We start from the raw sequence: 24034 nt of genomic DNA, 5'->3' as shown, positions 1-24034 counted from the left end.
GGCACGATGAGCACCGCAACCCTGCAACCCGTGGCGGGCAAGCCAAAACGCGGCAAGGGCCCGTCGTCGACCTCTGAGCGGCTGTTCAAGGCCAGCCCGCTGACCTGGATCGGGCTCGTGCTGGGCGTGATCCTGTCGCTGTTCCCGTTCTACTGGATGATCGTCATCGCCTCGCGGACCAACGACGCGGCCAACGCCTGGCCGCCGCCGTTCCTGCCCGGTGGCAATCTGGGTGAGAACATCGGCCGGGTGCTGGCCAATCAGGACGCCAACATCCTCAAGGGCCTGATGAACTCGGTCCTGGTGTCGGGCACGATCACGATCGCCACGGTCTTCTTCGGCTCCCTCGCCGGCTTCGCCTTCGCCAAGCTGCGGTTCCGGGGCAAGAACGCCATGCTGCTGATCGTGCTCGCCTCGATGATGATCCCGATTCAGCTCGGCGTGCTCCCGCTGTACATCCTGATGTCCGAGCTCGGCTGGCTCAATCGGATGCCGTCGGTCATCGTGCCGTTCCTCATCGGCGGGTTCGGCATTTTCATGATGCGCCAGTACGCCGAACAGGCGGTACCCAACGAGTTGATCGAGGCCGCCCGGGTGGACGGCTGTTCCACCTGGCGCGTCTTCTGGTCCGTGGTCGTGCCGGCGCTGCGTCCCGCTGCGGCCGTGCTCGGCCTGCTGACCTTCATGGAGCAGTGGAACCAGTTCTTCTGGCCGTTCGTCGTCCTTGCCGATCCGACCAACCCGACGGTCCAGATTTCACTGCGGAGTCTGAACTCGGCGTACTTCGCCGATAATTCCCAGATTTTCGCGGGCACGCTGATCGCGACGCTCCCGCTGTTCGTTGTGTTCATCATCTTCGGCCGCCAGATCATCGGCGGCATCATGGAAGGCGCCGTCAAGTCGTGACAAAAGCAGTAGGTCCGCAGGCCGCTGGGCTGCCGGAGAGTTCCGGACAGCTGCAGTTTCCACCGGGTTTCCTCTGGGGTGCCGCCACGGCGGCGTACCAGATCGAGGGCGCGGCGACCGTCGACGGACGGACCCCGTCGATCTGGGACACGTTCAGCCACACCCCCGGGAAGGTGCTCGGCGGCGACAGCGGGGACGTGGCCTGCGACCACTACCACCGCTACCGTGACGATGTCGGCCTGATGGCCGAACTCGGGCTGAAGTCCTACCGCTTCTCGGTGTCCTGGCCCCGGGTCCAGCCCGGCGGTTCCGGCGCGGCCAATCAGGCCGGACTGGACTTCTACCGTCGGCTGGTCGACGAGCTGCTCGGCCAGGGGATCGAACCCTGGCTCACGCTCTACCACTGGGACCTGCCCCAGCCGTTGGAGGACGCGGGCGGTTGGCCCGCCCGGGACACCGCGGCGCGGTTCGCCGACTACGCGGAGCTGGTGCACGCCGCGCTGGGCGACCGGGTGCGGTACTGGACGACCCTCAACGAGCCGTGGTGCTCGGCGTTTCTCGGCTACGGCTCCGGGGTGCACGCCCCTGGCGTCACCGACGGCGCCGCGTCGGTGCGGGCCGCCCACCACCTGATGCTCGGCCACGGTCTCGCCGTACAGGCGATGCGGGCGGCGCGGCCCGACCACGAGTTCGGCGTCACGCTCAACCTGTACGCGGTCTCGCCGCAGTCGGACTCGGCGGCCGACGTCGACGCCGCCCGACGCATCGACGGTCTGGCGAACCGGATCTTCCTGGATCCGGTGCTGCGTGGTGAGTACCCGGTCGACGTCGTGGCGGATCTGCAGCCGCTGACGGACATGGCGCACGTGCGCGACGGCGACCTCGACGTCATCTCGACCCCGTTGAACGTGCTCGGGATCAACTACTACACCCGTCACGTGGTGGCCGCGCCGGCGCCGGACGCGCCGCCGGAGCCGTCCTGCTGGCCGGGCAGCGACACCGTACGGTTCGTCGACCGGGGGCTGCCGGTGACCGACATGGGCTGGGAGGTGGACGCTCCCGGGCTGGTCGAGGTGCTGCGCCGGGTGCACGCCGAGTACCCGGAGGTGCCGATCTACATCACCGAGAACGGCTCGGCGTACGTCGACGAGGTCGTCAACGACAAAGTCGATGATCCGGACAGGTTGGCCTATTTCGACGCCCACCTGCGGGCATGTCACGAAGCAATCTCGGCCGGGGTGCCGGTGCGGGGCTACTTCGCGTGGTCTTTGATGGATAATTTCGAATGGGCCTGGGGCTATTCGAAGCGCTTCGGCATGATCCACGTCGACTACGACACCCAGCTTCGGATCCCCAAGTCGAGCGCCAGGTGGTACGCCGATGTGATCCGACGTAACGGTCTGGCCGCACAATAGGCGTGGTCAACCAGCAATAACGGGCCGCGCGGCGCCGGTCCCGCCGGGACCGGCGCCGTCGACCCAGGGTCGGAGGAACAGACGATGACAACCCAGCGCACCCGGTCACTCGGGCGGCCCACTCTCGATGCGGTCGCCGCGCGGGCGGGGGTCGGGCGGGGCACAGTGTCCCGTGTCGTCAATGGGTCACCGCAGGTCAGCCCCGAGGCCAGGGCTGCGGTCCAACAGGCGATCGCGGAGCTGGGGTACGTGCCGAACCGGGCCGCCCGGGCGCTGGTCACCCAACGGACCGACTCGGTGGCGTTGGTGGTCTCCGAGTCCGAGGAGCGGGTCTTCGGGGAGCCGTTCTTCGCCGGGATCGTCCGGGGGATCAGCTCCGGACTGCTCGACACCTCGATGCAGCTGTGGCTGGCGATGGCACAGTCGCCGGCCGAGCGGGAGCGCGTCGAGCACCACCTGACCAACCAGCACGTCGACGGGGTGCTGCTGCTGTCGCTGCACGACTCCGATCCGTTGCCGACCCTGCTGGAGCAGCGTGGGCTACCCAGCGTGCTGGGCGGTCGACCGGCCCGGATGCTGCATCCGGACGCCCGCCCGGCCTACTTCGTCGACGTCGACAACGCCGGCGGCGCGCGCCTGGCCGTCGAGTATCTGCTGGCCGCCGGGCGCCGCCGGGTCGCGACCATCGCCGGTCCGCAGGACATGGGCGTCGGCGTGGCCAGGCTCGCCGGCTACCACGAGGCTATCCGGCACAGCGGTCGGGTGGACGCGCCGTCGCTGGTCGCCTACGGCGACTTCAGCGAGGGCAGCGGGACCGCGGCAATGCGCCAACTGCTCGAACGCCACCCCGACCTGGACGCCGTCTTCGTCGCCTCGGATCTGATGGCCTGCGGTGCCCTGCGGGCGCTGCGGGAGGCCGGTCGCCGGGTGCCCGAGGACGTGGCGGTGGTCGGCTTCGAGGACGCCCCGATCGCGCGCCAGTCGGACCCGCCGTTGACCACCGTGTACCAGCCGGTGGAGGAGATGGGCCGACAGATGGCCCGGCTGCTGCTGAGCCGGATCCGCCGTGACGAGCTGCAGGTCCCGTACGTCCTGTTGGAGACCCATCTGGTCCCGCGCGCATCGGCCTGACCGGAATCGCCCTTCCGTCGTGGCGGCAGGTGATCCGGCGGGTGATTTCCGCTCGGGTCATGCCATCGCAACAGGGATGAAATGGTCATCGGGCAAGCTGGTTGACGACCGGGGGAGGGCCGGCCTGCGCTACGGGAGGACTGACATGTTGCTGAGGGTTCGCGTGACCCTGCCGGACCGGCCCGGCGCACTCGGCCAGGTGGCCCGCACACTCGGTGTCGCCGGCGCCGACATCGTCCAGGTGACCGTACTGGAGCGGCTCGGTGGCCGGGCGGTGGACGACTTCACCGTCGTCTGGCCCGGAGCGGCCCGGGTCGACCGGCTGCTCGCCGGACTGGCCGCCATTCCCGGCGTCCAGGTCGACGGGGTGTGGCGCGCGATCGGTACGCCCGTCACCGGTGGACAGGACGCCGAGCTGCTGGCCCAGGTGGCCGGCAACCCGGTCGACGGGTTGGCCACCCTGGTCGATGCCGTACCCGGTCTGCTCGCCGCCGACTGGGCCGCCGCCGCCGTGGTGCCGGCCGACTGGGCGATCCGTAGCGGCGCCCGGCAGTCGTCCGGCGCCGCCGCGCCCGCGACCTTGACCTCGTTCGACCTGTCCGGTCCGGACGGGCCGGGCCACTCCCGCGAGGGCTTCGTCGCCGGGCTGAGCGTGCCGGTCGACGAGCCACCGTCCGCTGGCGCGCCAGCGGTGGCGTACGCCAGCTGGCGGGCCCCGGTGCCGCTGCGGCTGCCCGAGGTCACTCCGCTGCGTGCCCGCCCGATGGACGGGCCCGACGGGGTCCGCTACGCCTCGGTGCCGTTCGGCCGCGCCGGCCTGGTGCTGATCGTGGCGCGGTCCGACGGCGACGGGCTGCCGGCTGCCGCCTTCCACATCACCGAGGTGGACCGGATCGCCCAACTGGTCCGGGCCGCCACGGTGATTCTCGGCGACCGGCTCGACCTGGTCGGTGCCGACCCGGTCGTGGTCCGGCGCTGACCGGACCCGGACGGCCGGTCCACCGCGAGAAGTCATCGCCGGGCAATCTGAGGGAAACAGCATCGCGGCAAGCTGGGATGTGGGCGCAGTGCGGCGCTGAGGTCAGCGGGCACCGGGCACCAGGTGGGAGAGGAGCAGCCGATGGCGCTGTGGCGGATCAGAGCGACGGTGGACGACCGGCCGGGGTACCTGGCCGTGCTCACCGCCAGCCTGGCGTTGCGTGCGGTGAACATCCTCGCCGTCCAGGTGCACACCACCGAGGCGGGCGCGGTCGACGACTTCCTGGTCGACGCCCCGGAGACGCTGACCGAGGCTGACCTGATCGCCGCGGTGGAGCGCGGCCGGGGCCGCGACCCGTGGGTCGCCCGGGCCGAGGCCCGCGGCCTGGCCGATCAGCCGACCCGGTCGCTGGCGCTGGCCAACCGGCTGGTCCGGGATCCGGAGGCGCTCGGTGACGTCCTGCGGGCGTTGCTGGGTGCCAGTACGGTGACCTGGCGTCCGGCCCCGGTGCCGGAGCCGGCCGCCCGACTGTCCGACACCATGCGGCTGCCCGATCCGGCCGGCGGCTGCTACGACGTCGTACGCCGGGAGCCCAGCTTCACCCCGGCCGAGTTCGCTCGGGCCCAGGCGCTGGTGGAGCTGGCGGCAGCGGTCAACCGTCGGACCGGTGACCAGGTCAACCTGATGCTGGCCGACGGCACCGAGCTGACCGTGCGGTCCGCCGTCACCGACGATCTGCCCGCCCTGCGGGCGATGATCTCCCACTGCCCGGTGTCCAGCGGTACGCCGGGTCTGCCCGGTCGCCCGGTCGCGACGGTCACCGCCCGGTTGCAGCGGATGTTGGAGCAGCCCCGTGGTCTGCTGCTGGTCGCCGTCGAGGGCAGCGCGGCTGGCGATCAGATCGTCGGCGTCGGGCAGTTGGTCGTCGAGGGCGCACTCGGCGAGGTGTCACTGCTGGTGGAGCCGACCTGGCGGCGGCGTGGAGTCGGTACCGCGCTGCTGCGTCGGCTCGCCGCGGCCGCCGGCCGCGCCGGCCAACTGGCGCTGGTGGCGCATGTCGCCGCCAGCGATCTCGGCATGCTCCGGACGCTGGCCCGGCTGCACCGTCCCGGGCCGGTCGAGCAGGACGGGGAACTGATGAGCGTAACGGTGCCGTTGGTCGATCGGCCGGTCGACGTCGCGGCACCGACTCCCGCCGCCACGACCTAGGCGGTTGCCCCGACGTCCCGGTCCTGGTGCGGGGCCGGTACGTCGGACGACTGGGTCGACGGCGGCATGCGGGGTCTCCTCCTGTAGGACGGCAGGAGGAGACCCCGCCTCCATTCGTGCCCGGCGTGGTTCTGTCGGCGGTGGGGCCTTCCCAAACGCGGGGCGAGGCGGTTAAATCATCGGTACGCCAGGCGATCGCCACTCATCGATGGGAGCGCTCCCAGGCGTCTGGTGTCTCCCGACTTCGGACTGCCAGTGGCGATCGGCCGTGCCCGGTCACCGTACGGCCGGCCGTAGCCTCCGCGGCGATGATGCGATCAGCGTGAGGCGAGGGGCGGATGCGCCCACATCCGCCCCTCGGTGTCCCTCCACGACGCGATGTCGCGCGCGGCTCCACGGACAGGAGCGAGTGTAATGCGCGAAAGCAATAGACCGGCCAGCGTCGTCACTGGTCGGACCCGACGACAACGCCGGCTGGCCGCCGCCGGCCTGGCGGTCCTGCTCGCCGCGGTCACGGTGCTTCTGGCGGCGCCGCGTTCCGGCGCGGCCGCAGCCGGGCCGTTCAACTACGGCGAGGCCCTGCAGAAGTCACTGCTGTTCTACGAGGCACAGCAGTCCGGCCCGCTGCCGCAGTGGAACCGCGTCTCCTGGCGGGGCGACTCGGCACTGACCGACGGCGCCGACGTCGGCCTCGATCTGACCGGTGGCTGGTACGACGCCGGAGACCACGTCAAGTTCGGCTTTCCGATGGCATTCACCACGACGATGCTCGCCTGGGGCGCGGTCGAGTACCGCGCCGGCTACACCGCCTCCGGGCAGCTGCCGCACCTGCTGAACAACCTGCGGTTCGTCAACGACTACTTCATCAAGGCCCACCCGTCGCCCAACGTGCTCTACGGCCAGGTCGGCAAGGGCGACGACGACCACAAATGGTGGGGTCCGGCCGAGGTGATGCCGATGGCGCGGCCGGCGTACCGCATCGATGCCAGCTGTGGCGGCTCGGACCTGGCCGCCGAGACGGCGGCCGCGATGGCCGCGTCGTCGATGGTGTTCCGGCCGACCGACCCGGCGTACGCCGACACGCTGGTCCGCCACGCCCGGCAGCTCTACACCTTCGCCGACACCGTACGTAAGGCGTACCACGAGTGCATCACCGACGCGACCAGCTTCTACCGCTCCTGGAGCGGTTACCAGGATGAACTGGTCTGGGGCGCGATCTGGCTGCACCGGGCCACCGGGGAGGCGTCCTACCTGGCCAAGGCCGAGGCCGAGTACGACAACCTCGGCACCGAACCGCAGACCACCACCCGTGCCTACAAGTGGACCCTGGCCTGGGACAACAAGCAGTTCGGCGCGTACGTGCTGCTGGCGAACCTGACCGGCAAGCAGAAGTACGTCGACGACGCCAACCGCTGGCTGGACTACTGGACCGTCGGGGTCAACGGCGAGAGGATCCGTACCTCGCCCGGTGGCATGGTCGTGCTGGACACCTGGGGCGCACTGCGCTACGCGGCGAACACCGCGTTCGCCGCGCTGGTCTACAGCGACAACACCACCGACGCCACCCGCCGGACCCGCTACCACGACTTCGCGGTGCGGCAGATCGACTACGCGCTCGGCGACAACCCGCGCAATTCCAGTTACGTCATCGGTTTCGGGGCGAATTCGCCGCGCAACCCGCACCATCGCACCGCGCACGGGTCCTGGTGGGACAGCATGCAGGTGCCCGAGCAGACCCGGCACGTGCTGTACGGCGCGTTGGTCGGTGGTCCGTCGGCGCCCGACGACGCGTACACCGACCGGCGGGACGACTACGTCATGAACGAGGTCGCCACCGACTACAACGCCGGCTTCACCTCCGCCCTGGCCAGACTCCACATCGAGTACGGCGGCACCCCACTGGCCAACTTCCCGCAACCGCAGGCACCGGACATCGACGAGATGTCGGTCGAGACGACGATCATGCAGAACGAGACCCGGTCGACCGGCGTCAAGGTGATCATCTACAACAAGTCGGCCTTCCCTGCGCGGGTGTTGACCCGGGCCACCTTCCGGTACTACTTCGTGCGGGACGGCTCCGGCACGCTCCAGGTGAGCAGCCCGTACAGCCAGGGGTGCCCGGAACCGACCGAGGCCCGGCAGCACTCCGGTGACCTGTGGTACGTCGAGGTCGACTGCACCGGTCACACCATCGCTCCGGCTGGTCAGTCGGCGCACCGGATGGAAGTGCAACTCAAGATCGGGGTCGCCGAGGGTGGCACCTGGAATCCGGCCAACGACCCGTCGTACCAGGCGAGCGCCGGGCCGAACCGGTCGGTGCCGCTCTACGACGGTGGCCAGCTGATCTGGGGGCAGGAGCCGGACGGACCGTCACCGACCCCGTCGCCGTCGGTGAGCCCGTCGGTCTCACCGAGCCCGTCGGTCTCGCCCACGCCGTCGCCGTCGGTGAGCCCGTCGGTCAGCCCGTCGCCGTCGGTGAGTCCGTCGGTGTCGCCGACCCCGTCGCCGACCGGCACGTTGCCGGTGCTGGGCTGCCGGGTGGCCTACGGCACCAACGACTGGTCCACCGGGTTCACCGGCACGGTGACGATCACCAACATGGGCGGTTCCCCGATCAACGGGTGGACGCTGCGGTTCGCCTTCCCCGGTGGTCAGCTCCTCACCCAGGGTTGGTCCGCCACCTGGTCGCAGAGCGGCAACCAGGTGACCGCCACCAACGCGTCCTGGAACGGTGCCCTCGCTCCGGGCGCGAGCACCAGCATCGGGTTCAACGGCACCCATCCGGGCAGCAACCCACGACCGACCTCGTTCAGCCTCAACGGTGCGGTCTGCACCACGGTCTGACGCCCGGACCGGCCGGTCGGCGCTGGCGATCCTCAGCGCCGACCGGCCGGAGACCCGTACGATAAGACCGATATGCCGGTCTTCTTCGCCTACCATCAACGGAGTCGACGGTCGACTCCGGTGGCGCCGTCGTGACCGCTGACAACCGGCTCGGACTGCTGCGCGGCGAGCAGGCACCGCGCCGGGCCACGTTCCTGGAGCTCTTCTTCGACCTGGTCTTCGTCGTCGCCCTCGCGCTGCTGTCGGAGACCCTGGTGAACCGGCTCAGCCTGGTCGGTGCCGTCGAATCGGCGATCCTGCTGCTCGCGATCTGGTGGGTCTGGGTGATCACCACCCTGGTCACCGACCTCTACAACCCGGACAGCACCGCGATCAAGGCCGTGACGGTCGGCGTCATGTTCGGGGCGCTGCTGATGGCGGCGGCGCTGCCGGCGGCCTTCGGCGACCGCGCCCTGCTGTTCGCCGGCGCGTACGTGGCCATCCACCTCGGTCGAGGTCTGTTCTTCTTTCTGCTGCTGCACGAGCAGATGGCGCGCCAGCGGGCGCTGCGGATCTGGGCCTGGTTCGGTGTCTCCGCGGTGCCGTGGCTGGTCGGCGCCGTCCTCGGCGGCACCGCGCAGCTGCTGCTCTGGGCGGTCGCGTTGGCGCTCGAGTACGCCGTGTTCGCTGCCGGCTACCCGGTGCCCGGCCGCCGGTCGGTCCCGGCGAGCCAGTTCAACCCGACGGCCGAGCATCTGGCCGAGCGGTACCACCAGTTCTTCATCATCGCCCTCGGCGACATCATCCTGGTGGCCGGGCTGGCGTTCAGCCGTGACGCCGTCACGCCCGGTCGGACGATCGGGTTCGTCGTGGCGTTCGCCAGCGCCGCGATCCTGTTCCGGATCTACGTGCACTGTGCCGGTGCCCAACTGACCAACGCCATCGAGGCCGCCCGCACACCGGGCCAGTTCACCCGGGCGGCACCGTTCACCCACCTGCTGATGATCGCCGGTGTGGTGGCGACCGCCACCAGCGCGAAGCTGGTCATCGACCAGCCGACCGGCACCATTCCGGCCAGCTGGTCGATCGTGATCGTCGGGGGTGCGGTGGTCTTCCTGCTCGGTCGCAGCCGGTTCGAGTACGAGGTCTTCGGCCGGTTCGGCTGGCCGCTGCTGGCCGGCACCGGGGCGTTGGTGCTGCTCGCCCCGGCGTTGCCGCACCTGCCGCCGGTGTGGGTCGCCGGCTGCGTCAACCTGGTGCTGCTGACGATCGTCGTGTTCGACCTGGCGCTGCGCGGTCGGCGCAACCCGGTGCCGGTGGACCCGCCGTTGTGACCGCCGACCGGCGCTGGCCGTTGCGGTCCGTCAGTGGGTCCACCGGTCGCCGACTCAGGTGTTGTTGGCCAGGGCGACCAGCCGGGCCCGCGTACCGTTCCAGTGGTTGCGGTCGACCGCCCCGGCGACACCGGCGACGCTGCCGCTCGCGGTGTACTGCCAGAACGACCAGTACGGGGCGCCGGCCGGCAGCGTTCCCGGGCTCGACGACCATCGGGCGATCCACAACGGGTGGTTGCTCCACGGCCCGGTCCAGTTGCCGGTGCAGCTGGTCCACCAGCTGGTGGTCGTGTAGATGACCGCGTACCGGCCGGTCCGCGACCGGTAGGTGGCCAGGAAATCGTTGATCCAGCTGCGCATCGCCGACTGGCTGAGCCCGTAGCACATCGCGCCGTACGGGTTGTGCTCGATGTCCAGGGCCGCCGGCAGCGTACGGCTGTCCGCCGACCACGCGCCACCGTTGCTGGCCAGGTAGTTGGCCTGGACGGCACCGGAGGAGCGGTCCGGGAGCGCGAAATGGTAAGCGCCCCGGATCACCCCGGCGTTGTACGCCGCCACGTAGTTGGTGTTGAACCGGGGATCCTTGTAGCTGGTGCCCTCGGTGGCCTTGATGTAGGCGAACTCGATTCCGCTGTTGCGCACGCTGGTCCAGTTGATCGCGCCCTGCCAGTGTGAGACATCGATACCGGGGGTGGTCGCCGCCCGCGCCGGTACGGCGGTGGTGATCAGCAGCATCGCGGTGACACTCAGCAGGGTGAGCGCTGCGGCGAGCAGTCGACTCGAAGTGTGCGGAAGATTGTCGAAAGTGACGGTGGTGGGCATCCGTTTCCTTCCTCTGGGCAGGGTCGTGCCGGCGTGCCGGACCGGGTCCGAGCTGGTCAGCCGATGCAGTGGACGAGCCGGTTGGGGGTGCCGGTGCCGGGGTTGGTGACCACACCGGGGGTCGCCGTCGACACCAGCCGGTTGGCGACCTGGGCCGGACTCCACGTCGGGTTGGCCGCCAGCACCAGCGCGGCGCAGCCGGCGACGTGCGCCGAGGCCATCGAGCTGCCGCTGATCGTCACCGTGGCGGTGTCGGTCGTGTGCCAGGTCGACGTGATGCCCGCGCCGGGGGCGAACAGGTCGATGCACGACCCGTAGCTCGCCGAGCTCATCCGGGCGTCGGTGATCGTGGTGCCGGCGACGGTGAGCGCGGCGGGCACCCGGGCGGGGGAGGTGTTGCAGGCGCTGGTGGCGGAACTGCCGCCGGGAACCGCGTAGCTGATCCCGGAACGGATCGAGGCGGTCACGGCGGTGTCCAGCGCGGTGCTCGCCCCGCCACCGAGGGCGAGGCTGGCGACCGCTGGCCGGACCGCGTTGGCGGTGACCCAGTCGATTCCGGCGATGACCCCGGCGGTGGTGCCCGACCCGGCGCAGTTGAGTACCCGTACCGGCACCAGCTGGACGGCCTTGGCCACCCCGTGTGCCCGGCCGCCGATGATCCCGGCGACGTGCGTGCCGTGGCCGTTGCAGTCGTCGGCGGGTCCACCGTCGATCACGTCGAATCCGGTGGCCACCCGGCCGCCGAAGTCGGTGTGGGACCGCCGTACCCCGGTGTCGATCACGTAGGCCCGCACGTTCGGCGCGGTCGACGGGTAGGCGTACCGGCCGTCGAGCGGCAGGTAGCGCTGGTCGATGCGGTCCAGGCCCCAGGACGGCGGATTCAGCTGTACGCCGGCGTTCAGCGGGGTGACGACGTGGTCCTGTTCGACGTGGGCGACCGCCGGATCGGCGGCGAGGCGGCGGGCCGCCCGAGCGGACATCGAGACGGTGAATCCGGTGAGCGCGGCGTGCAGGACGTGGTGCACAGTGCCGCCGTAGCGGGCGGTGAGCCGGTGGGCGGTCGTCGCGGGGTCGGCGGCGGGGTCGGCGTGCAGGACGACGACGTAGCTGTCCGCCACGGCGGTGGCACCACCGGCCCGGCGGATCTCGCCGAGCGGGCCGGCGGCCTGCGCCGGGGCCGGTTGTCCGACCGCCACCAGCAGGGCGAGCAGGCCGGTGGTGAGCACTTTCCGGATCGCGGAGACTGTCACGGGGGATCCCTTCGGCGAGTCGTCCGGTGCCCTCGATGGTTCCTGGGCACACTCAGCCCTCATCTTGTCGCCCTATGTAGTTGTCTGGATACCCATCATCATGGATATCGTCCGGGTGTTATGGCCAACCCGGTCAGCCCCGTTCGTAGGTCAGCCCGCTCCAGAACGACGGCAGCGGACTGAACCACGAGGTGTGCGGGGCCGAGTTGCAGCCGCTGGTGCTCCGGCTGTGCAGGCCGTACGCCCAGCGGGTGCCGCTGGAGCCGAGCCAGTACCAGCCGCCGCCGCTGTCGCCCGGGCAGGCGTCGTACCCGTCGACCCGGACCATGCCGCGCCGTTGGGGGTCGCTGACCGAGGTGATGGTGCCGCACGGGTTGCCCGGGCTGGCGGGTTCGGTGACCCGGGCGGCCAGGCAGACGGTCTCGCCCTGCAGGATGAAGCCCATGGTCGCGGCCGCGCCGTCGACCGGCACCGATCGGCCGGGTACGCCGTGTAGGTAGATCCGTCCGACGGTGTCGCCGTGGTAGCCGGCGTCGGTGACCTGGATGGCGCCGGCGTCGACCCGGCCGGAGTCGATCGCGTCGGTCATCGTGCCGACGACGGTGGGGGTCGTGGTGCCGGTGGACCAGGCGGCGTCGAGCCCGGCGCAGTGGCCGGACGTCAGCAGCCAGCGGATGCCGGTGCTGCCCCGGGCGGTGAAGCCTGCGGAACAGGTCGCGCCCGGTCGGCGGATCACCAGCCCCGAGCGCAGGCTGTCGGTGCAGTCGGCCCGGGAGACGCAGGCGTCGAGGTCGACGACGTGGCTGTCGGCGGCGACCACCCGTACTCCGGCGGGGGCGCGCCCGGCGAGCGCGGCCTGTCGCTGTCGCGCGACGGCGACCACGACGCTGTTGTCCGTCACGTCGATGCCGACCCGTCCGGCGGCGGCCGCGCCGAGCGGGTCCCGGCCGGTACGCAACGCCTCGGCCTGCCGTTCCAGTTCGGCATAGGTGCGGGTGACCTGGTGGGTGCGGACCGGTATCCCGTGTCGGCGGCCGACGGCGGTGATCCCGGCGGCGGCGGTGGGGCTGGTGACCGCGACCCGGTAGGTCGCCGCGTGCGGATCGAACCAGGCCCCGCCGACGGTGGCCGACCGGGCGACGAGGTCGGCCTTGAGCAGGTCGCCCCGGGCCTGGGCGGCGACGGCGGCTGCGGCGGTGTCGGCGGTCATCCCCGGGTAGCTGGTCAGGTACGCCTGGATCATCGCGTCGGTGGTGGCCTCGCCGGTGTCGCGGGCGGCGGGGGCGCTCACCCCGTCGGCCGGGGTGGCCACCGCCGGGGCGGCGCCGGCCAGACCGGCTGCGGCGAGCAACGTCATGACGAGTACGGCGGTGCCGGTGCGGGCGCTGGTGCTGGCCGGGCCTGGGTCAGCTGTCACGTGACACGTCTCCTCCTGCTGATCCGGCGGTCGGGCGGGACCGCCGAGGAGCAGGCTTACGCAGAATTATCGCCCGATAACTCTTCGTGTCGGAAATGCGATAGAGCGGTGTCGACGTGGTGACGGTCTGTCCGGGTTCACAATCGCCGGTACATCACGTGCAGGCCGACGTAGGAGTGCCGGGGGTGCCGGAACGCCGCCGGCACCGTGGCCAGGATGTCGAAGCCGAGCGAGCGCCACAGCGCCACCGCCCGCACGTTCGTCTCCACCACCGCGTTGAACTGCATCGCCCGGTAACCGTCCGACCGGGCCAACTCCACCATGTACGTACCAAGTCGCCGGCCGACACCCCGCCCCGACGCGGCCGGGTCGACCACGAAGGACGCGTTCGCCACATGGTCGCCGGCGCCACCCTGGTTCGGCTGACTGCGCGCGGAGCCGAGCACCGCGCCGGCCGGATCGACCGCCACCACCAGGCGGCCCCGGTGCGGCAGCGACATCCAGTACCGCCGCACCGACTCCTCCGACGCCGTCGGATCCACCGTGAGGGTCTCCCCGGCGGCCACGACCGGGGCCAGGCACCGCCAGATGCCCGGCCAGTCCGCCTCCGTCGCCGCCCGCACGGCCACCTCCGTGGTCGGGTCAGTCATCGGCCGACACCGTCGACGGGTCGACCACGCCGTGCTCGACGCAGCGCGCGGACCAGCCGGCCGGCAGCACCTGCACCGTCATCCGGCGGCGGCACCGGGTGCAGTAGCGCGGCGGCTCGAAGGTGCGGGCGGCGACGCAGTCGGCGTGCCGGCCGGTGTCGGCCCGCGTACCGCAGCGGTCACACCAGATCGCGTCCTGCACGGCGGTCTCAGATCGTCGCCGACAGGGCCTTGACCGGCATCTTCAGATCGGCCAACAGCGCCAGATCCTCGGTCGCGGGACGACCCAACGTGGTCAGGTAGTTGCCGACGATCACCGCGTTGATCCCGCCGAGCAGCCCGTCGCGGGTACCCAGGTCGCCAAGGGTGATCTCCCGGCCACCGGCGTACCGCAGGATCGTGCGGGGCATCGCCAACCGGAACCCGGCGATCGCCCGCAGCGCGTCCCGCGCGTCGACCACCGGCCGGTCACCCAGCGGCGTTCCCGGCCTCGGGTTCAGGAAGTTCAGCGGCACCTCGTGCGGGTCCAGCTCGGCCAGCTGCGCGGCGAACTCGGCCCGCTGCTCGATGGTCTCACCCAGGCCGAGGATGCCGCCGCAGCACACCTCCATGCCGGAGTCGCGGACCATCCGCAGCGTCTCCCAACGCTCCTCGAAGGTGTGCGTCGTCACCACGTTCGGAAAGTAGGAGCGGCAGGTCTCCAGGTTGTGGTTGTACCGGTGCACACCCATCTCGACCAGCTCGTCGACCTGCTCCTGGGTCAGCATTCCCACCGACGCCGCGACCTGGATGTCCACTTCGGCCCGGATCGCCGCGACACCCTCGCGGAGCTGCTTCATCAGGCGCGCGTCCGGACCCCGCACAGCGGCCACGATGCAGAACTCGCTCGCCCCGGTCGCCGCGGTCTGCTTCGCCGCCTCGACCAGCGAGGGGATGTCCAGCCACACCGCCCGCACCGGGGAGGTGAACAACCCCGACTGGGAGCAGAAGTGGCAGTCCTCCGGGCAACCGCCAGTCTTCAGCGAGACGATCCCCTCGACCTCGACCTCCGGCCCGCACCAGCGCATCCGCGTCTCGTGCGCGAGCTGCAGCAGCGCCGGCAACTGCTCGTCGGGCAGCCGCAGCACGGCCAGGACACCGGCTTCGTCGAGGCCGACGCCACGTTCCAGAACCTGGGCGCGGGCTAGGTCGAGGATCTGCGACATGGTCGTACCCTACAAGGCGGCGCGAGTGACGAGGGGGAGCCGTGGCGGACTGGTGGGACGGCCTGCGGCGGCGCGCCGCCCTGCGGGCCACGGCCGGGCTGACCCGGGAGCTGCGCCCCCGGGCGGCCGGCGACGGGCAGGTCGATCTGGCCGGCAACGACTACCTCGGCCTGACGACCCACCGCGAGGTGGTCGCGGCGGCGGCCACCGCACTGCACCGGTACGGACTGGGCGCGACCGGCTCCCGACTGGTGCGCGGATCCACCGACGCGCACACCGCGCTGGAGGCGGAGCTCGCCGACTGGCTCGGCACCGAACGCAGCCTGGTCTTCTCCTCCGGCTACCTGGCGAACCTGGGTGCGATCCGGGCGGTGACGCAGCCGCGTACCCTGCTGGTGTCCGACGCGCACAACCACGCCTCGCTGATCGACGGCTGCCGCCTCACCGGTGCGCAGACCGAGGTCGTCGGGCATGCCGACCCGGCCGCGGTGGACGCCCTGCTCGCCGCGTACCCCGGCCGGCCGGCGGTGGTCGTCACCGAGTCGGTCTTCTCCGTCGACGGTGACCTGGCACCGTTGGCCGCCCTGCACGCGGTCACCCGCCGGCATGCGGCGCTGCTGCTGGTCGACGACGCGCACGCCCTCGGCGTGATCGGACCCGGCGGTGCCGGCGGCGTCGCGGCCGCCGGGCTCACCGGCGCGCCCGACGTCCTGGTCACCGCGACCCTGTCCAAGGCGCTCGGCGGTGCCGGGGGAGTGCTGGCCGGCCCCGAGCCGCTGATCCGGCACGTGATCGACACCGGACGGACGTTCATCTTCGACACCGCGCTGCCGCCGGCGGTGGCCGCCGGGGCGCTGGTGGCGCTGCGGCACGCCCGTGCCGGCGACCGGTTGCGCACCGAGCTGGCCGACCGGGTGTCGGCGGCGGTACGCCGGTTCACCGCCGCCGGGGCGACCGTCGGCGGCCCACCGGCGGCCGGGGTGGTCTCGGTCGGTGCGCCCGACCCGCAGGCCGCGGTGGCCTGGGCGCGGGCCTGTCACGACAAGGGGGTGGCGGTCGGCTGTTTCCGGCCGCCGTCCACCCCGGACCAACGGGCCCGGCTGCGGATCACCGTGAACGTCGGGGTGCCCCGGGCCGACTTCGACCACGCGCTGGACGTGATCGTGGAGTGCGCGCCGTGACCGGCTGGCAGGGGCCGGTCGTGGTCACCGGCACCGACACCGGTGTCGGCAAGACCGTGGTGACCTCGGCGATCGCGGTCGCGGCGCAGGCCGCCGGGTTGCGGGTGGCGATGGTCAAACCCGGCCAGACCGGTACGGCGACCGGTGAGCCGCCGGACGCCGACGTCGTGGCCCGCCTCGCCGATCCGGCGACCGTACGCACCCTCGTCAGCTATCCGGAGCCGCTCGCGCCACTTGCCGCCGCCCGGGTCGCCGGCGCCGAACCGCTGGAGCTGTACGCCGCCGTCGACGCGGTACGCGCGGAGGCCGACAAACACGACCTGGTGCTCGTCGAGGGCGCGGGCGGGTTGCTGGTGCCGATGGGGCTGCGACCCTCCGGCGAGCCCTGGACGGTGGCCGACCTGGCGGTCTCGCTGGGCGCGCCGGCCGTGGTGGTGTCCCGGGCCGGGCTCGGCACGCTCAACCACACCGCGTTGACTCTCGAGGCGCTGGAGCGCCGGGCGGTCCCGGCCGGGGTGGTCCTCGGTGCCTGGCCGGCCGAGCCGGAGCTGGTGCACTGGGCCAACCTCAGCGAGCTGGTGCCGACCATGGTCGGGGCGGTCCCCGACGGTGCCGGCGGCATGGAGCCGGGGGTGTTCCGCCGCTCCGCGTCGGGCTGGCTGACGCCGGCGCTCTACGGCGTCCTGGACGACTGGCGGGCCTGGGCCGACGACGTCAGCTGACCGGCCTCCGCCTGCCGATCTGCCCCATCAGTTGGTCTGCCCCGTCAGTTGGTCCGCCGGCCGCCGTCGGACGGCGGATCAGCAACGTGTCGGGCATCCGGAACGACAGGTTGTCCGGCGACCACGGTGCCCGGACCACGTCGGCGCCGACCAGCAGCGGCAGCGCCTGCTCGACCACCACCGCCGTCTCCATCCGGGCCAGCTGCGCCCCGACGCACCGATGGGCCCCGGCGCCGAAGGCCAGATGCCGACGGGACCCCCGCTGACCGGGCACGAACTGGTCGGTCCCGGCCACCAGCGCCGGGTCGCGGCCGGCGGCGGCGAGCCAGAGCACCACGCTCGCGCCGGCCGGCACCGGTACGTCGGCCAGCGTGGTGTCCACCGCCGCCCGACGCCGCCAGGTGACGATCGGTGGCACCAGCCGCAGCCCTTCCTCCACCACGTCGTCTACCCGGACCGATCCGTCGCGCAGCCCGGCGAGCACCGTCGGCTCGCCGACCAACCGGTGCAGCAGCAGGGTCAGGAACTGCGAGGTGGTCTCCTGCCCGGCGACCAGCAGGAAGAACAGCGCCCCGACGACGGTGTCCGGCGACTGCCCGGCCGCACGCAGCGTCGCGGCCAACCCGTCGCCGGTGACCGCGAAGTCGCGCAGCACGGTGTGGAACCGCCCGACCGTGTGCGCCAGTTCGATCTGCCGGTCCGCGTCCACCGGGGCCCAGAACAGCTCCAGCGCGGCGCGGGCGAACCGCTTGACCGTCGCCGTGGCCGCCGGCGGCAGCTGGACCAGCCGGGCCAGGACCAGCAGCGGCAGGTCGGCGGCGAGGCCGGCGTACAGATCGACCGGCCGGCCGGCGGCCAACGCGGCGTCCAGCGCCGCCACCCGGTCGCGGACCAGCGCGGTCAGCCAGCCGACCTGGGCGGTGACCCGCGTCGGGTGCAGCACCTCCGCCACTGCGGCCCGGATCGCCGGGTGGGTCGAGGTGCCGTTGTTAGCCAGCGTCGGCGGCAGCCGGAAGCCGTACGAGGCGAGGATCCGCAGCGCCGCGACGGGGATCGGAGTGACCGCGTCCAGGGCGTTGTCCGGCCGGTACGTGCCCGGGTCGGTCAACACCTGCCGCACCAGGGCGTGCCGGGTCACCAGCAGATGGTCGGCACCGACGTGGTCGGTGACCCGGACCACCGGCGGCCACCGGTCGTCGACCCTTTCCCAGTTACGGAACAGCACCCGGTCACGCTAGCGTCCGGGACGGTCGGCGTACCGGCGGGCGTAGCTGCCAGACCCGGGTGTGCCGCACCCGGACGCTCTCCAACGCCGGGGGCACCGGCACCTGGTAGCTGCCGAGTTCGGTGAACCGCTCGCGCGGCAGGAACGCCCGGTCCGGGTCGCCGACCAGCACCCGCGCCCCGTCGGCGGCGGCGGCCAGCAGGAACCGCAGCACCCGGGCCGCCATCGCCTCGCTGTAGAAGACGTCGCCGGCGAGCACCACGTCGGCGTCACCGTGGTCACCGTCGAGCAGGTCACCGACGGTGACGTCCAGCCGTACGTCGTTGGCGGCGGCGTTGAGCCGGGTGGCGGCACCCGCCACCGGGTCCAGGTCCACCGCGCGGACCACGGCCGCGCCGGCCCGGGCCGCCGCGACGGCGACCAGCCCGGAACCGGTGGCCAGGTCCAGCACCCGTAGCCCGGCGACGGTCTCCGGCCGGTCCAGCAGGTACCGGGCGAGCGCCTGGCCGCCGGCCCAGGCGAACGCCCAGAACGGTGGCGGTTGTTCGCTGCGGAACTCGCCCTCGGTCAGCTCCCACAGCCCGATCGGCTCGGCCGCCTGGTGCAGCCGCAGTTCGGGTACGTGAGCCACCGGCGCGAGGCGGGTGTGGGCGCGGACGAAGTCCGACAGGTCGGCAGACACGTCTGCGGATTGTGCCGGGTCGACTGACCATCGCCAACCTTGCCCCGTGGTCACCGGTTCACCACAGGTGGTTAAATTGCCCGTTTTACTTTGCGCTGGGTGACAAGTTGGGCCCTGTCCGACCAACCGGTACGCACGTACCGTGGCCGGTGGACATGATCGGTCCAACCGGTACGCACGTACCGTGGCCGGTGGACATGATCGGTGGGACGAGGACGAAGGTGGTGGGCTCGGTGGGGCGAATCGCGACCGGAGTCGCGGTCGGGCTGGCCGGAGTTGCCGGACTGCTGTTCGCCGCCACACCGGCGGCGGCGCAGGGCGGATACCAGGCACAGATCACCGAGTTGCCCGACGAGGCCGTCGCCGGCGAGGGCCCGGTGGGCATGACCGTGGTGGTCAGCCGGGACCTCGGTGGGGACTGCGAGAAGGTCCGGTGGTCGCTGCTGCTGCGCGTCGGCGGCGTCGAGTTCGACCAGATCCGGGCCGCCCGGGTGGAACAGGGCCAGGCGTTCGCTGTCGACGTGCAGATCGACGACGACACCGCCCGCCTCACCGACGTCGCGCTCGACCCGGGCACCCTCTGCCAGGACCGGACCGTCACGGCGCAGTACCAGTTCAGCTTCACCGACGACGCCGAAGGCCGGGTGACGCTGACCGCCGAGGCATACGACGAGGACGTCAACCTGCTCGCCGACACCGCTGTCACCCTGCCGGTGGTCACCGAACCTGGCGGGTCCGACCCGGAGCCGACCGAGTCGGTGCCACCGGTCGTCGAGGACCCTGCGGTCATCGCCGACGCCCCGGCCGGCACCGGTGGTGGGGGTCCACAGCCGGTCGACGCGATTCCCGCCGGTGACACCTCCGGGATCCCGGTGGCCTGGTTCATCGTCGGCGGCGCGATGGTCTTCGTCGGCTTCGGCCTGCTGATGCGGGTCCGGGCCCGGCTGCTGCGGTCGACGGCGGACCCGGACGGCCCGCTGCCCGCCACCGGTGCCATGCCGGTGGGCCCGTCAGGTGACGGGTGGCGGTCGGCGGCTGATGTGTGGCAGTCGGCGGCGGCACCGTCGCCGGCCACCGGCTGGGGCCGGTCACGGCCGGGGCGGAGCCGGTGGCGGTGACGGTGGTCGGCTGTGCCCGGCGGCGCGGCGGACCATCCGGTTCGCGGCCCGCCGCCCGGTCCCGGTAGCCCGTAGCAGATCGCTGCCGGCCGTGCGGACCTGCGCCACCACGACGTTGCCGGAGTAGCCGAGCCCTTCGGCGTACGCCGCCCCGGACTGGTCGACCGCCCCGAGCGTCTGCTCCCGGGTCCGGTGGAACTCCCGACCCCGGTCGAGTTCGTGATGCATCGTGCGCAGCGCCTCGCCGAGTTGGCGGACCGCCGTCGGCAGTTGACCCGGCACCGGTTCGTCGTCCTCGAGCACCGAGACGATCCGGCGCAGCATCGACCGGCAGTTGCGGGCCGCGCGTTCCAGGTGCTCGCCGCTGCTGGTCAGCTTGGCCAGTACGTGCCGGTTCGACCACCGCTGCGGTGCCAACGTCACCACCTCGTTCGCCGCCGCGAGTGCGTCCTGCAGCGTGGCCAGGCGTTCGTCGAAGTCCCGCACCCGGTCCAGCGCCCGCTGCGCCCGGGCGGCGTCGCCGGCGGTCAGCGCCGCCGCCGCATCGTCCAACAGCGTGGCCAGCCGGTCAAGCGCCGGCCCGACCGCACGCTGCACGAGTCGCAGCGGGTTGAGCGGCAGCAGCACCAGCACCACGGCGAGCCCGACCAGGCCACCGACCACCGCGTTGACGAACCGGGGTACGACGATGTCCGGATTGGCCGGGGCCAGCGTGGCGATCAGCACCGCCGTGCCGCCGGCCTGCACGAGCAGCGTGCTGCCGCCGCGCAGCAGCAGCGCCAGCGCCACGGCGATCGCCACGATCATCCCGGTCTGCCACGGACCGCTGCCGATCAGGGCGATCAGGACGTCACCGGCACCGATACCGACGGCCACCCCGATGACGGTCTCCAGGGTGCGGCGTAGGCGGTTGCCGAGGGCCGACACGATGGTGCCGACCGCGACCGCCGGGGCGAACACCGGGTCCGGGTTGCGCAGTACATCGTCGGCGAGCAGCCAGGCGAGCGCGGCCGCGAGGCCGGCCTGCACCGGGATGATCATGTTGCCGCGCAGGTGCCGGAGCCGGGCGCGGCTCTCTCTGGCCAGCCGCGTCCAACCGTGGCGCACCAGCCGCGTCCAGCTCTCGCGGCTGGTGCGCTGAGCGGGCCGGGTGCGGTCGTCGGGCACGTGCCGACCTACCCGCCAGTGCCCAGCGCAATCCTCGACGGAGCGCCGGCCGGGTCAGGCTCCCCAGCCGGCCTGCTGCCCGCCGCGACGTTCGGCGACGATGCGCTGCGGGTAGCCGCTGCGGGCGTAGGCCGCCATCGGGTCCGGGTCGAGGCCCTGCTCGGTCCGCAGCTCGCGCAGCATCGGGCGGACGTCGGTGTGGAAGGCGTCCATCAGTACGGCGTTGGCGCCCAGCACGTCGCCGGCGGCCTGCGCGTCGGCCAGGGCCTCGGCGTCGACCAGCAGCGCCTTGGCGGTGGCCTCCTGCACGTTGAGCACCGACCGGATCTGGCCGGGGATCTTCGGCTCGATGTTGTGGCACTGGTCGAGCATGAAGTTGATGCCGGCCGCCGGGTCCAGCGCGTCGGCGGCGACGATCTCGAACATGATCCGGAACAGCTGGAACGGGTCGGCGGCACCGGCCATCAGGTCGTCGTCGGCGTAGAACCGGGAGTTGAAGTCGAACGCCCCGAGCCGGCCGGCCCGCAGCAGGAACGCCACGATGAACTCGATGTTGGTGCCGGGGGCGTGGTGTCCGGTGTCGATGACCACCTGCGCGCGGTCGCCCAGGCGCAGGCAGTGCGCGTACGCCGTACCCCAGTCCGGCACGTCGGTGGTGTAGAACGCCGGCTCGAACAGCTTGCACTCCAGCAGCAGCCGCTGCTGCGCCCCGAGCCGGGCGTACGTGGTGTCCAGGGCCTCGGCGAGCCGGTCCTGCCGGGCCCGGATGCTGTCCTGGCCGGGGTAGTTGGTCCCGTCGGCGAACCACAGCTTCAGATCCGTCGACCCGGTGGCGTCCATCACGTCGACGCAGTCCAGCAGGTGTGCCACGGCCTTGCGGCGGACGCGTGGGTCGGGGTTGGTGACGCTGCCGAGGCGGTAGTCGTCGTCGGAGAAGACGTTGGCGTTGATGGTGCCGATCCGTACACCGAGGTCGACGGCGTACCGGGCGAGCTGTGGGTAGTCCTCGACCCGGTCCCACGGGATGTGCAGCGACACGATCGGGGCGATCCCGGTGACCGCGTGCACCTGGGCGGCGTCGGCGATCTACTCCTACGGGGTCCGGGGAATCCCGGGCTGGGTGAAGACCTTGAACCGGGTGCCGGAGTTGCCGTACGCCCAGGACGGCACCTCGATCCGCTGCGTGCGCAGTACGGCCTTGATCCGTGCGGTCACCTCAGGCATCTGCTGCCCCGCCGTCCCAGGTCACGCGTCGCCGGTCGCGGCGAGCTGGTCGTCAAGGTTGAAGATCTCGTCGAGCAGGACGAAGCCCTCGTCGGGTCGGCGGCCGTCGAGATCGGTGAAGTACGGCGCCATCTCGGCCTGCCACCGAGCGTTGACCTCGGTCGCGGCCATCGCGGCCTGGGCCGAGGCGAGGTCGGTGGCGCGGACATGGCCGACCAGCAGGCCGTCGGGATGCAGGAAGAGTGAATAGTCGTGCCAGCCGGCGTCGCGCAGCGCGTGCAGCAGCTGCGGCCAGACCGCGGCGTGCCGGGCCCGGTACTCGTCGATCCGGTCCGGGCGGACCCGCAGCAGGAAGCAGTACCGCCGCACGTCGCCTCCTGTATGAACCGTTTCAATGCGGGCTCCAAACATACGAGTGCGCCGATGTGACTGTCAAGGTCGGGCCGCCGGCGGACCACCGACCCTGCGCCAGGGGAGTCAGGGCTCCGGACGTGGTGCTCGGACGTCCTGGCTGGACTCCCGCACGACCAGCTCCGGGTCGAAGACCACCTGTTCGTGGCGGTGGGTGCCGGGACTGGCCGCCTCGTCGAGCAGCAGCGTCGCGGCGGTGTGGCCGAGGCGCTGCCGGGGCTGACGTACCGACGACAGCGGCACCGCGGCGGCCGCGGCGAAGTCGATGTCGTCGTAGCCGACCAGGGCGATGTTCTCGGGGACCCGGACCTGCTGACGGGTCAACCCTTGCAGAACGCCGAGCGCGAGCAGGTCGTTGGCGCAGAAGACGGCGGTCACCCGGGAGCTGCGGGGCACCCCGAGCACCCGGGCGGCGGCGTCGCGACCGGCGGCCACCGTCAGGCTCGGCGTGTCGAACCGGCGCAGTGCCCGCTCACTGAGCCCCGCGTCGACGAGCGCCGCCGCCGCTCCGGCGTACCGATCCCGGACCTGCTCCAGATGGGTCGGGCCGCCGACGAAGGCGATCCGCCGGTGCCCGGCGTCGATCAGGTGCCGTACCGCCAGTTCGCCGCCGAGCCGGTCGTTGACCGACACCGAGCACAGGTCCGGCCGGCGGGATCGGCGGTCCAGCAGGACCACCAGTACGCCCCGTTCCCGCAGCTGCAGCAGGCGTTCGCTGGCGTCGTCGACCGGGGTGATCAGAACGCCCTGCACCCGCTGCTCCTCGAGCAGGTCGAGGTAGGCGTTCTCCTTGGCGGCGTCGCCGTCGCTGTTGCAGAAGATCACCGGCATCCCGGCGGTGCTGGTGGCCTCCTCGACGCCACGGGCCACGTCGGTGAAGAACGGGTTGGCCACGTCGAGGACCACCAGGCCCAGGGTGCGCCCCCGGCCCCGGCGCAACTGCCGGGCCGCGTCGTTCGGGACGAAGCCGAGTTCACTGATCGCGGCGAGCACCCGCGACCGGGTGCCGGCGGCGACGATGTCCGGCCGGTTGAGCACGTTGGACACGGTGCCCACGGAGACGCCGGCGCGGAAGGCGACGTCCCGGATGCTGATCGCTGGTCCCGGCACCTGGTCTCCCCTCGACGGCGGCCCTCTGACGCCGCATGCCACGTCGCCGCCTG

The 24034-nt window shown here is 72.0% G+C and carries 23 protein-coding genes; 10 read left to right on the top strand and 13 right to left on the bottom strand.

What is annotated here, in order from left to right:
* The first annotated feature begins 6 nt into the window (after positions 1–6).
* From ACN28F_RS05390 to ACN28F_RS05360, 7 genes are all read left to right on the top strand, one after another.
* Positions 7–906 carry a carbohydrate ABC transporter permease gene (locus ACN28F_RS05390; protein ID WP_289206985.1) on the top strand — a complete coding sequence of 300 codons (900 nt, stop codon included), beginning with the start codon at positions 7–9 and terminating at the stop codon, positions 904–906.
* Positions 903–2321 carry a GH1 family beta-glucosidase gene (locus ACN28F_RS05385; RefSeq protein ID WP_421357145.1) on the top strand — a complete coding sequence of 473 codons (1419 nt, stop codon included), beginning with the start codon at positions 903–905 and terminating at the stop codon, positions 2319–2321. The genes ACN28F_RS05390 and ACN28F_RS05385 overlap by 4 nt, the downstream gene beginning before the upstream one ends.
* Positions 2322–2405: 84 nt before the next feature.
* Positions 2406–3452, top strand: a complete 1047-nt coding sequence (locus ACN28F_RS05380) for a LacI family DNA-binding transcriptional regulator (RefSeq protein WP_289206983.1) — start codon at positions 2406–2408, stop codon at positions 3450–3452.
* Positions 3453–3597: 145 nt separating this feature from the next.
* Entirely contained in the window at positions 3598–4431 is an 834-nt protein-coding gene (locus ACN28F_RS05375; RefSeq protein ID WP_289206982.1) for an amino acid-binding protein, read from the top strand.
* A gap of 141 nt (positions 4432–4572) precedes the next feature.
* A complete protein-coding gene (locus tag ACN28F_RS05370) occupies positions 4573–5640 on the top strand; it encodes a GNAT family N-acetyltransferase (protein WP_289206981.1) in 1068 nt (355 codons plus the stop codon).
* Between the two features lie 414 nt (positions 5641–6054).
* Positions 6055–8484: a glycoside hydrolase family 9 protein gene (locus tag ACN28F_RS05365; RefSeq protein ID WP_421357144.1), complete on the top strand. Its 2430-nt coding sequence runs from the start codon at positions 6055–6057 to the stop codon at positions 8482–8484.
* A 131-nt stretch (positions 8485–8615) separates the two neighbouring features.
* Positions 8616–9797 (top strand): low temperature requirement protein A, encoded by a 1182-nt coding sequence (locus ACN28F_RS05360; RefSeq protein ID WP_289206979.1) that lies wholly within the window; start codon positions 8616–8618, stop codon positions 9795–9797.
* A 54-nt stretch (positions 9798–9851) separates the two neighbouring features.
* Here the strand turns inward: ACN28F_RS05360 and ACN28F_RS05355 are convergent, their stop codons facing one another.
* The 6 genes from ACN28F_RS05355 to bioB all read right to left on the bottom strand — a co-directional run bounded on the left by ACN28F_RS05355 (position 9852) and on the right by bioB (position 15141).
* Positions 9852–10619 carry a GH25 family lysozyme gene (locus ACN28F_RS05355; RefSeq protein ID WP_289206978.1) on the bottom strand — a complete coding sequence of 256 codons (768 nt, stop codon included), beginning with the start codon at positions 10617–10619 and terminating at the stop codon, positions 9852–9854.
* Positions 10620–10675: 56 nt separating this feature from the next.
* Positions 10676–11869, bottom strand: a complete 1194-nt coding sequence (locus ACN28F_RS05350; protein ID WP_421357143.1) for a S8 family peptidase — start codon at positions 11867–11869, stop codon at positions 10676–10678.
* Between the two features lie 133 nt (positions 11870–12002).
* Positions 12003–13286, bottom strand: a complete 1284-nt coding sequence (locus tag ACN28F_RS05345) for a hypothetical protein (protein ID WP_421357142.1) — start codon at positions 13284–13286, stop codon at positions 12003–12005.
* A 137-nt stretch (positions 13287–13423) separates the two neighbouring features.
* The gene (locus ACN28F_RS05340) at positions 13424–13936 is read right to left on the bottom strand and encodes a GNAT family N-acetyltransferase (RefSeq protein WP_421357141.1); all 513 of its coding nucleotides are present in this window, start codon (positions 13934–13936) and stop codon (positions 13424–13426) included.
* A complete protein-coding gene (locus ACN28F_RS05335) occupies positions 13929–14138 on the bottom strand; it encodes a hypothetical protein (RefSeq protein WP_421357140.1) in 210 nt (69 codons plus the stop codon). The genes ACN28F_RS05340 and ACN28F_RS05335 overlap by 8 nt, the downstream gene beginning before the upstream one ends.
* Before the next feature lie 7 nt (positions 14139–14145).
* Positions 14146–15141: a biotin synthase BioB gene (gene bioB / locus ACN28F_RS05330; RefSeq protein ID WP_289206973.1), complete on the bottom strand. Its 996-nt coding sequence runs from the start codon at positions 15139–15141 to the stop codon at positions 14146–14148.
* Positions 15142–15182: 41 nt separating this feature from the next.
* Here bioB and ACN28F_RS05325 point away from each other — a divergent pair, with 41 nt between their 5' ends.
* Positions 15183–16322 carry an 8-amino-7-oxononanoate synthase gene (locus tag ACN28F_RS05325; protein WP_289206972.1) on the top strand — a complete coding sequence of 380 codons (1140 nt, stop codon included), beginning with the start codon at positions 15183–15185 and terminating at the stop codon, positions 16320–16322.
* Complete coding sequence (bioD, locus tag ACN28F_RS05320) at positions 16310–17044, top strand: dethiobiotin synthase (protein WP_421357139.1); 735 nt, start codon at positions 16310–16312, stop codon at positions 17042–17044. Before ACN28F_RS05325 ends, bioD begins: the two co-directional genes overlap by 13 nt.
* Here the strand turns inward: bioD and ACN28F_RS05315 are convergent.
* Both ACN28F_RS05315 and ACN28F_RS05310 read right to left on the bottom strand, forming a co-directional pair.
* Positions 17037–18269 (bottom strand): cytochrome P450, encoded by a 1233-nt coding sequence (locus tag ACN28F_RS05315; protein ID WP_421357138.1) that lies wholly within the window; start codon positions 18267–18269, stop codon positions 17037–17039. The genes bioD and ACN28F_RS05315 overlap by 8 nt on opposite strands.
* A gap of 4 nt (positions 18270–18273) precedes the next feature.
* Positions 18274–18951, bottom strand: a complete 678-nt coding sequence (locus ACN28F_RS05310; RefSeq protein ID WP_421357137.1) for a class I SAM-dependent methyltransferase — start codon at positions 18949–18951, stop codon at positions 18274–18276.
* Positions 18952–19106: 155 nt separating this feature from the next.
* On the opposite strand from ACN28F_RS05310, the gene ACN28F_RS05305 reads away from it, so the two are divergent.
* Complete coding sequence (locus ACN28F_RS05305; protein ID WP_421357136.1) at positions 19107–20069, top strand: hypothetical protein; 963 nt, start codon at positions 19107–19109, stop codon at positions 20067–20069.
* Here ACN28F_RS05305 and ACN28F_RS05300 read toward each other — a convergent pair.
* The 5 genes from ACN28F_RS05300 to ACN28F_RS05280 all read right to left on the bottom strand — a co-directional run bounded on the left by ACN28F_RS05300 (position 20040) and on the right by ACN28F_RS05280 (position 23981).
* Complete coding sequence (locus tag ACN28F_RS05300) at positions 20040–21236, bottom strand: FUSC family protein (RefSeq protein ID WP_421357135.1); 1197 nt, start codon at positions 21234–21236, stop codon at positions 20040–20042. The two genes, ACN28F_RS05305 and ACN28F_RS05300, sit on opposite strands and share 30 nt — an antisense overlap.
* Positions 21237–21290: 54 nt before the next feature.
* Positions 21291–22322, bottom strand: coding sequence for an L-rhamnose isomerase (rhaI, locus tag ACN28F_RS05295; protein WP_289211024.1), 1032 nt, complete (start codon positions 22320–22322; stop codon positions 21291–21293).
* Between the two features lie 6 nt (positions 22323–22328).
* Entirely contained in the window at positions 22329–22460 is a 132-nt protein-coding gene (locus ACN28F_RS05290) for a hypothetical protein (protein WP_289206966.1), read from the bottom strand.
* 21 nt (positions 22461–22481) lie between these two features.
* Entirely contained in the window at positions 22482–22829 is a 348-nt protein-coding gene (locus ACN28F_RS05285) for an L-rhamnose mutarotase (protein WP_289206965.1), read from the bottom strand.
* 108 nt (positions 22830–22937) lie between these two features.
* A complete protein-coding gene (locus ACN28F_RS05280; protein ID WP_289206964.1) occupies positions 22938–23981 on the bottom strand; it encodes a LacI family DNA-binding transcriptional regulator in 1044 nt (347 codons plus the stop codon).
* Between the last annotated feature and the right edge of the window lie 53 nt (positions 23982–24034).

The sequence above is a fragment of the Solwaraspora sp. WMMA2101 genome (assembly GCF_049179175.1).
GTDB lineage: Bacteria > Actinomycetota > Actinomycetes > Mycobacteriales > Micromonosporaceae > Micromonospora_E.
Note: the sequence above shows the minus strand (reverse complement) of the source record. Positions and strands in the feature narration are given on the sequence as shown.

Bases quoted from the DNA above. Each gene is read 5' to 3' on its own strand.
- ACN28F_RS05390 (WP_289206985.1), top strand. From the start codon at position 7: ATGAGCACCGCAACCCTGCAACCCGTGGCGGGCAAGCCAAAACGCGGC.
- ACN28F_RS05380 (WP_289206983.1), top strand. From the start codon at position 2,406: ATGACAACCCAGCGCACCCGGTCACTCGGGCGGCCCACTCTCGATGCG.
- ACN28F_RS05375 (WP_289206982.1), top strand. From the start codon at position 3,598: ATGTTGCTGAGGGTTCGCGTGACCCTGCCGGACCGGCCCGGCGCACTC.
- ACN28F_RS05370 (WP_289206981.1), top strand. From the start codon at position 4,573: ATGGCGCTGTGGCGGATCAGAGCGACGGTGGACGACCGGCCGGGGTAC.
- ACN28F_RS05365 (WP_421357144.1), top strand. From the start codon at position 6,055: ATGCGCGAAAGCAATAGACCGGCCAGCGTCGTCACTGGTCGGACCCGA.
- ACN28F_RS05355 (WP_289206978.1), bottom strand. From the start codon at position 10,619: ATGCCCACCACCGTCACTTTCGACAATCTTCCGCACACTTCGAGTCGA.
- ACN28F_RS05340 (WP_421357141.1), bottom strand. From the start codon at position 13,936: ATGACTGACCCGACCACGGAGGTGGCCGTGCGGGCGGCGACGGAGGCG.
- bioB (WP_289206973.1), bottom strand. From the start codon at position 15,141: ATGTCGCAGATCCTCGACCTAGCCCGCGCCCAGGTTCTGGAACGTGGC.
- ACN28F_RS05305 (WP_421357136.1), top strand. From the start codon at position 19,107: ATGATCGGTCCAACCGGTACGCACGTACCGTGGCCGGTGGACATGATC.
- ACN28F_RS05290 (WP_289206966.1), bottom strand. From the start codon at position 22,460: ATGCCTGAGGTGACCGCACGGATCAAGGCCGTACTGCGCACGCAGCGG.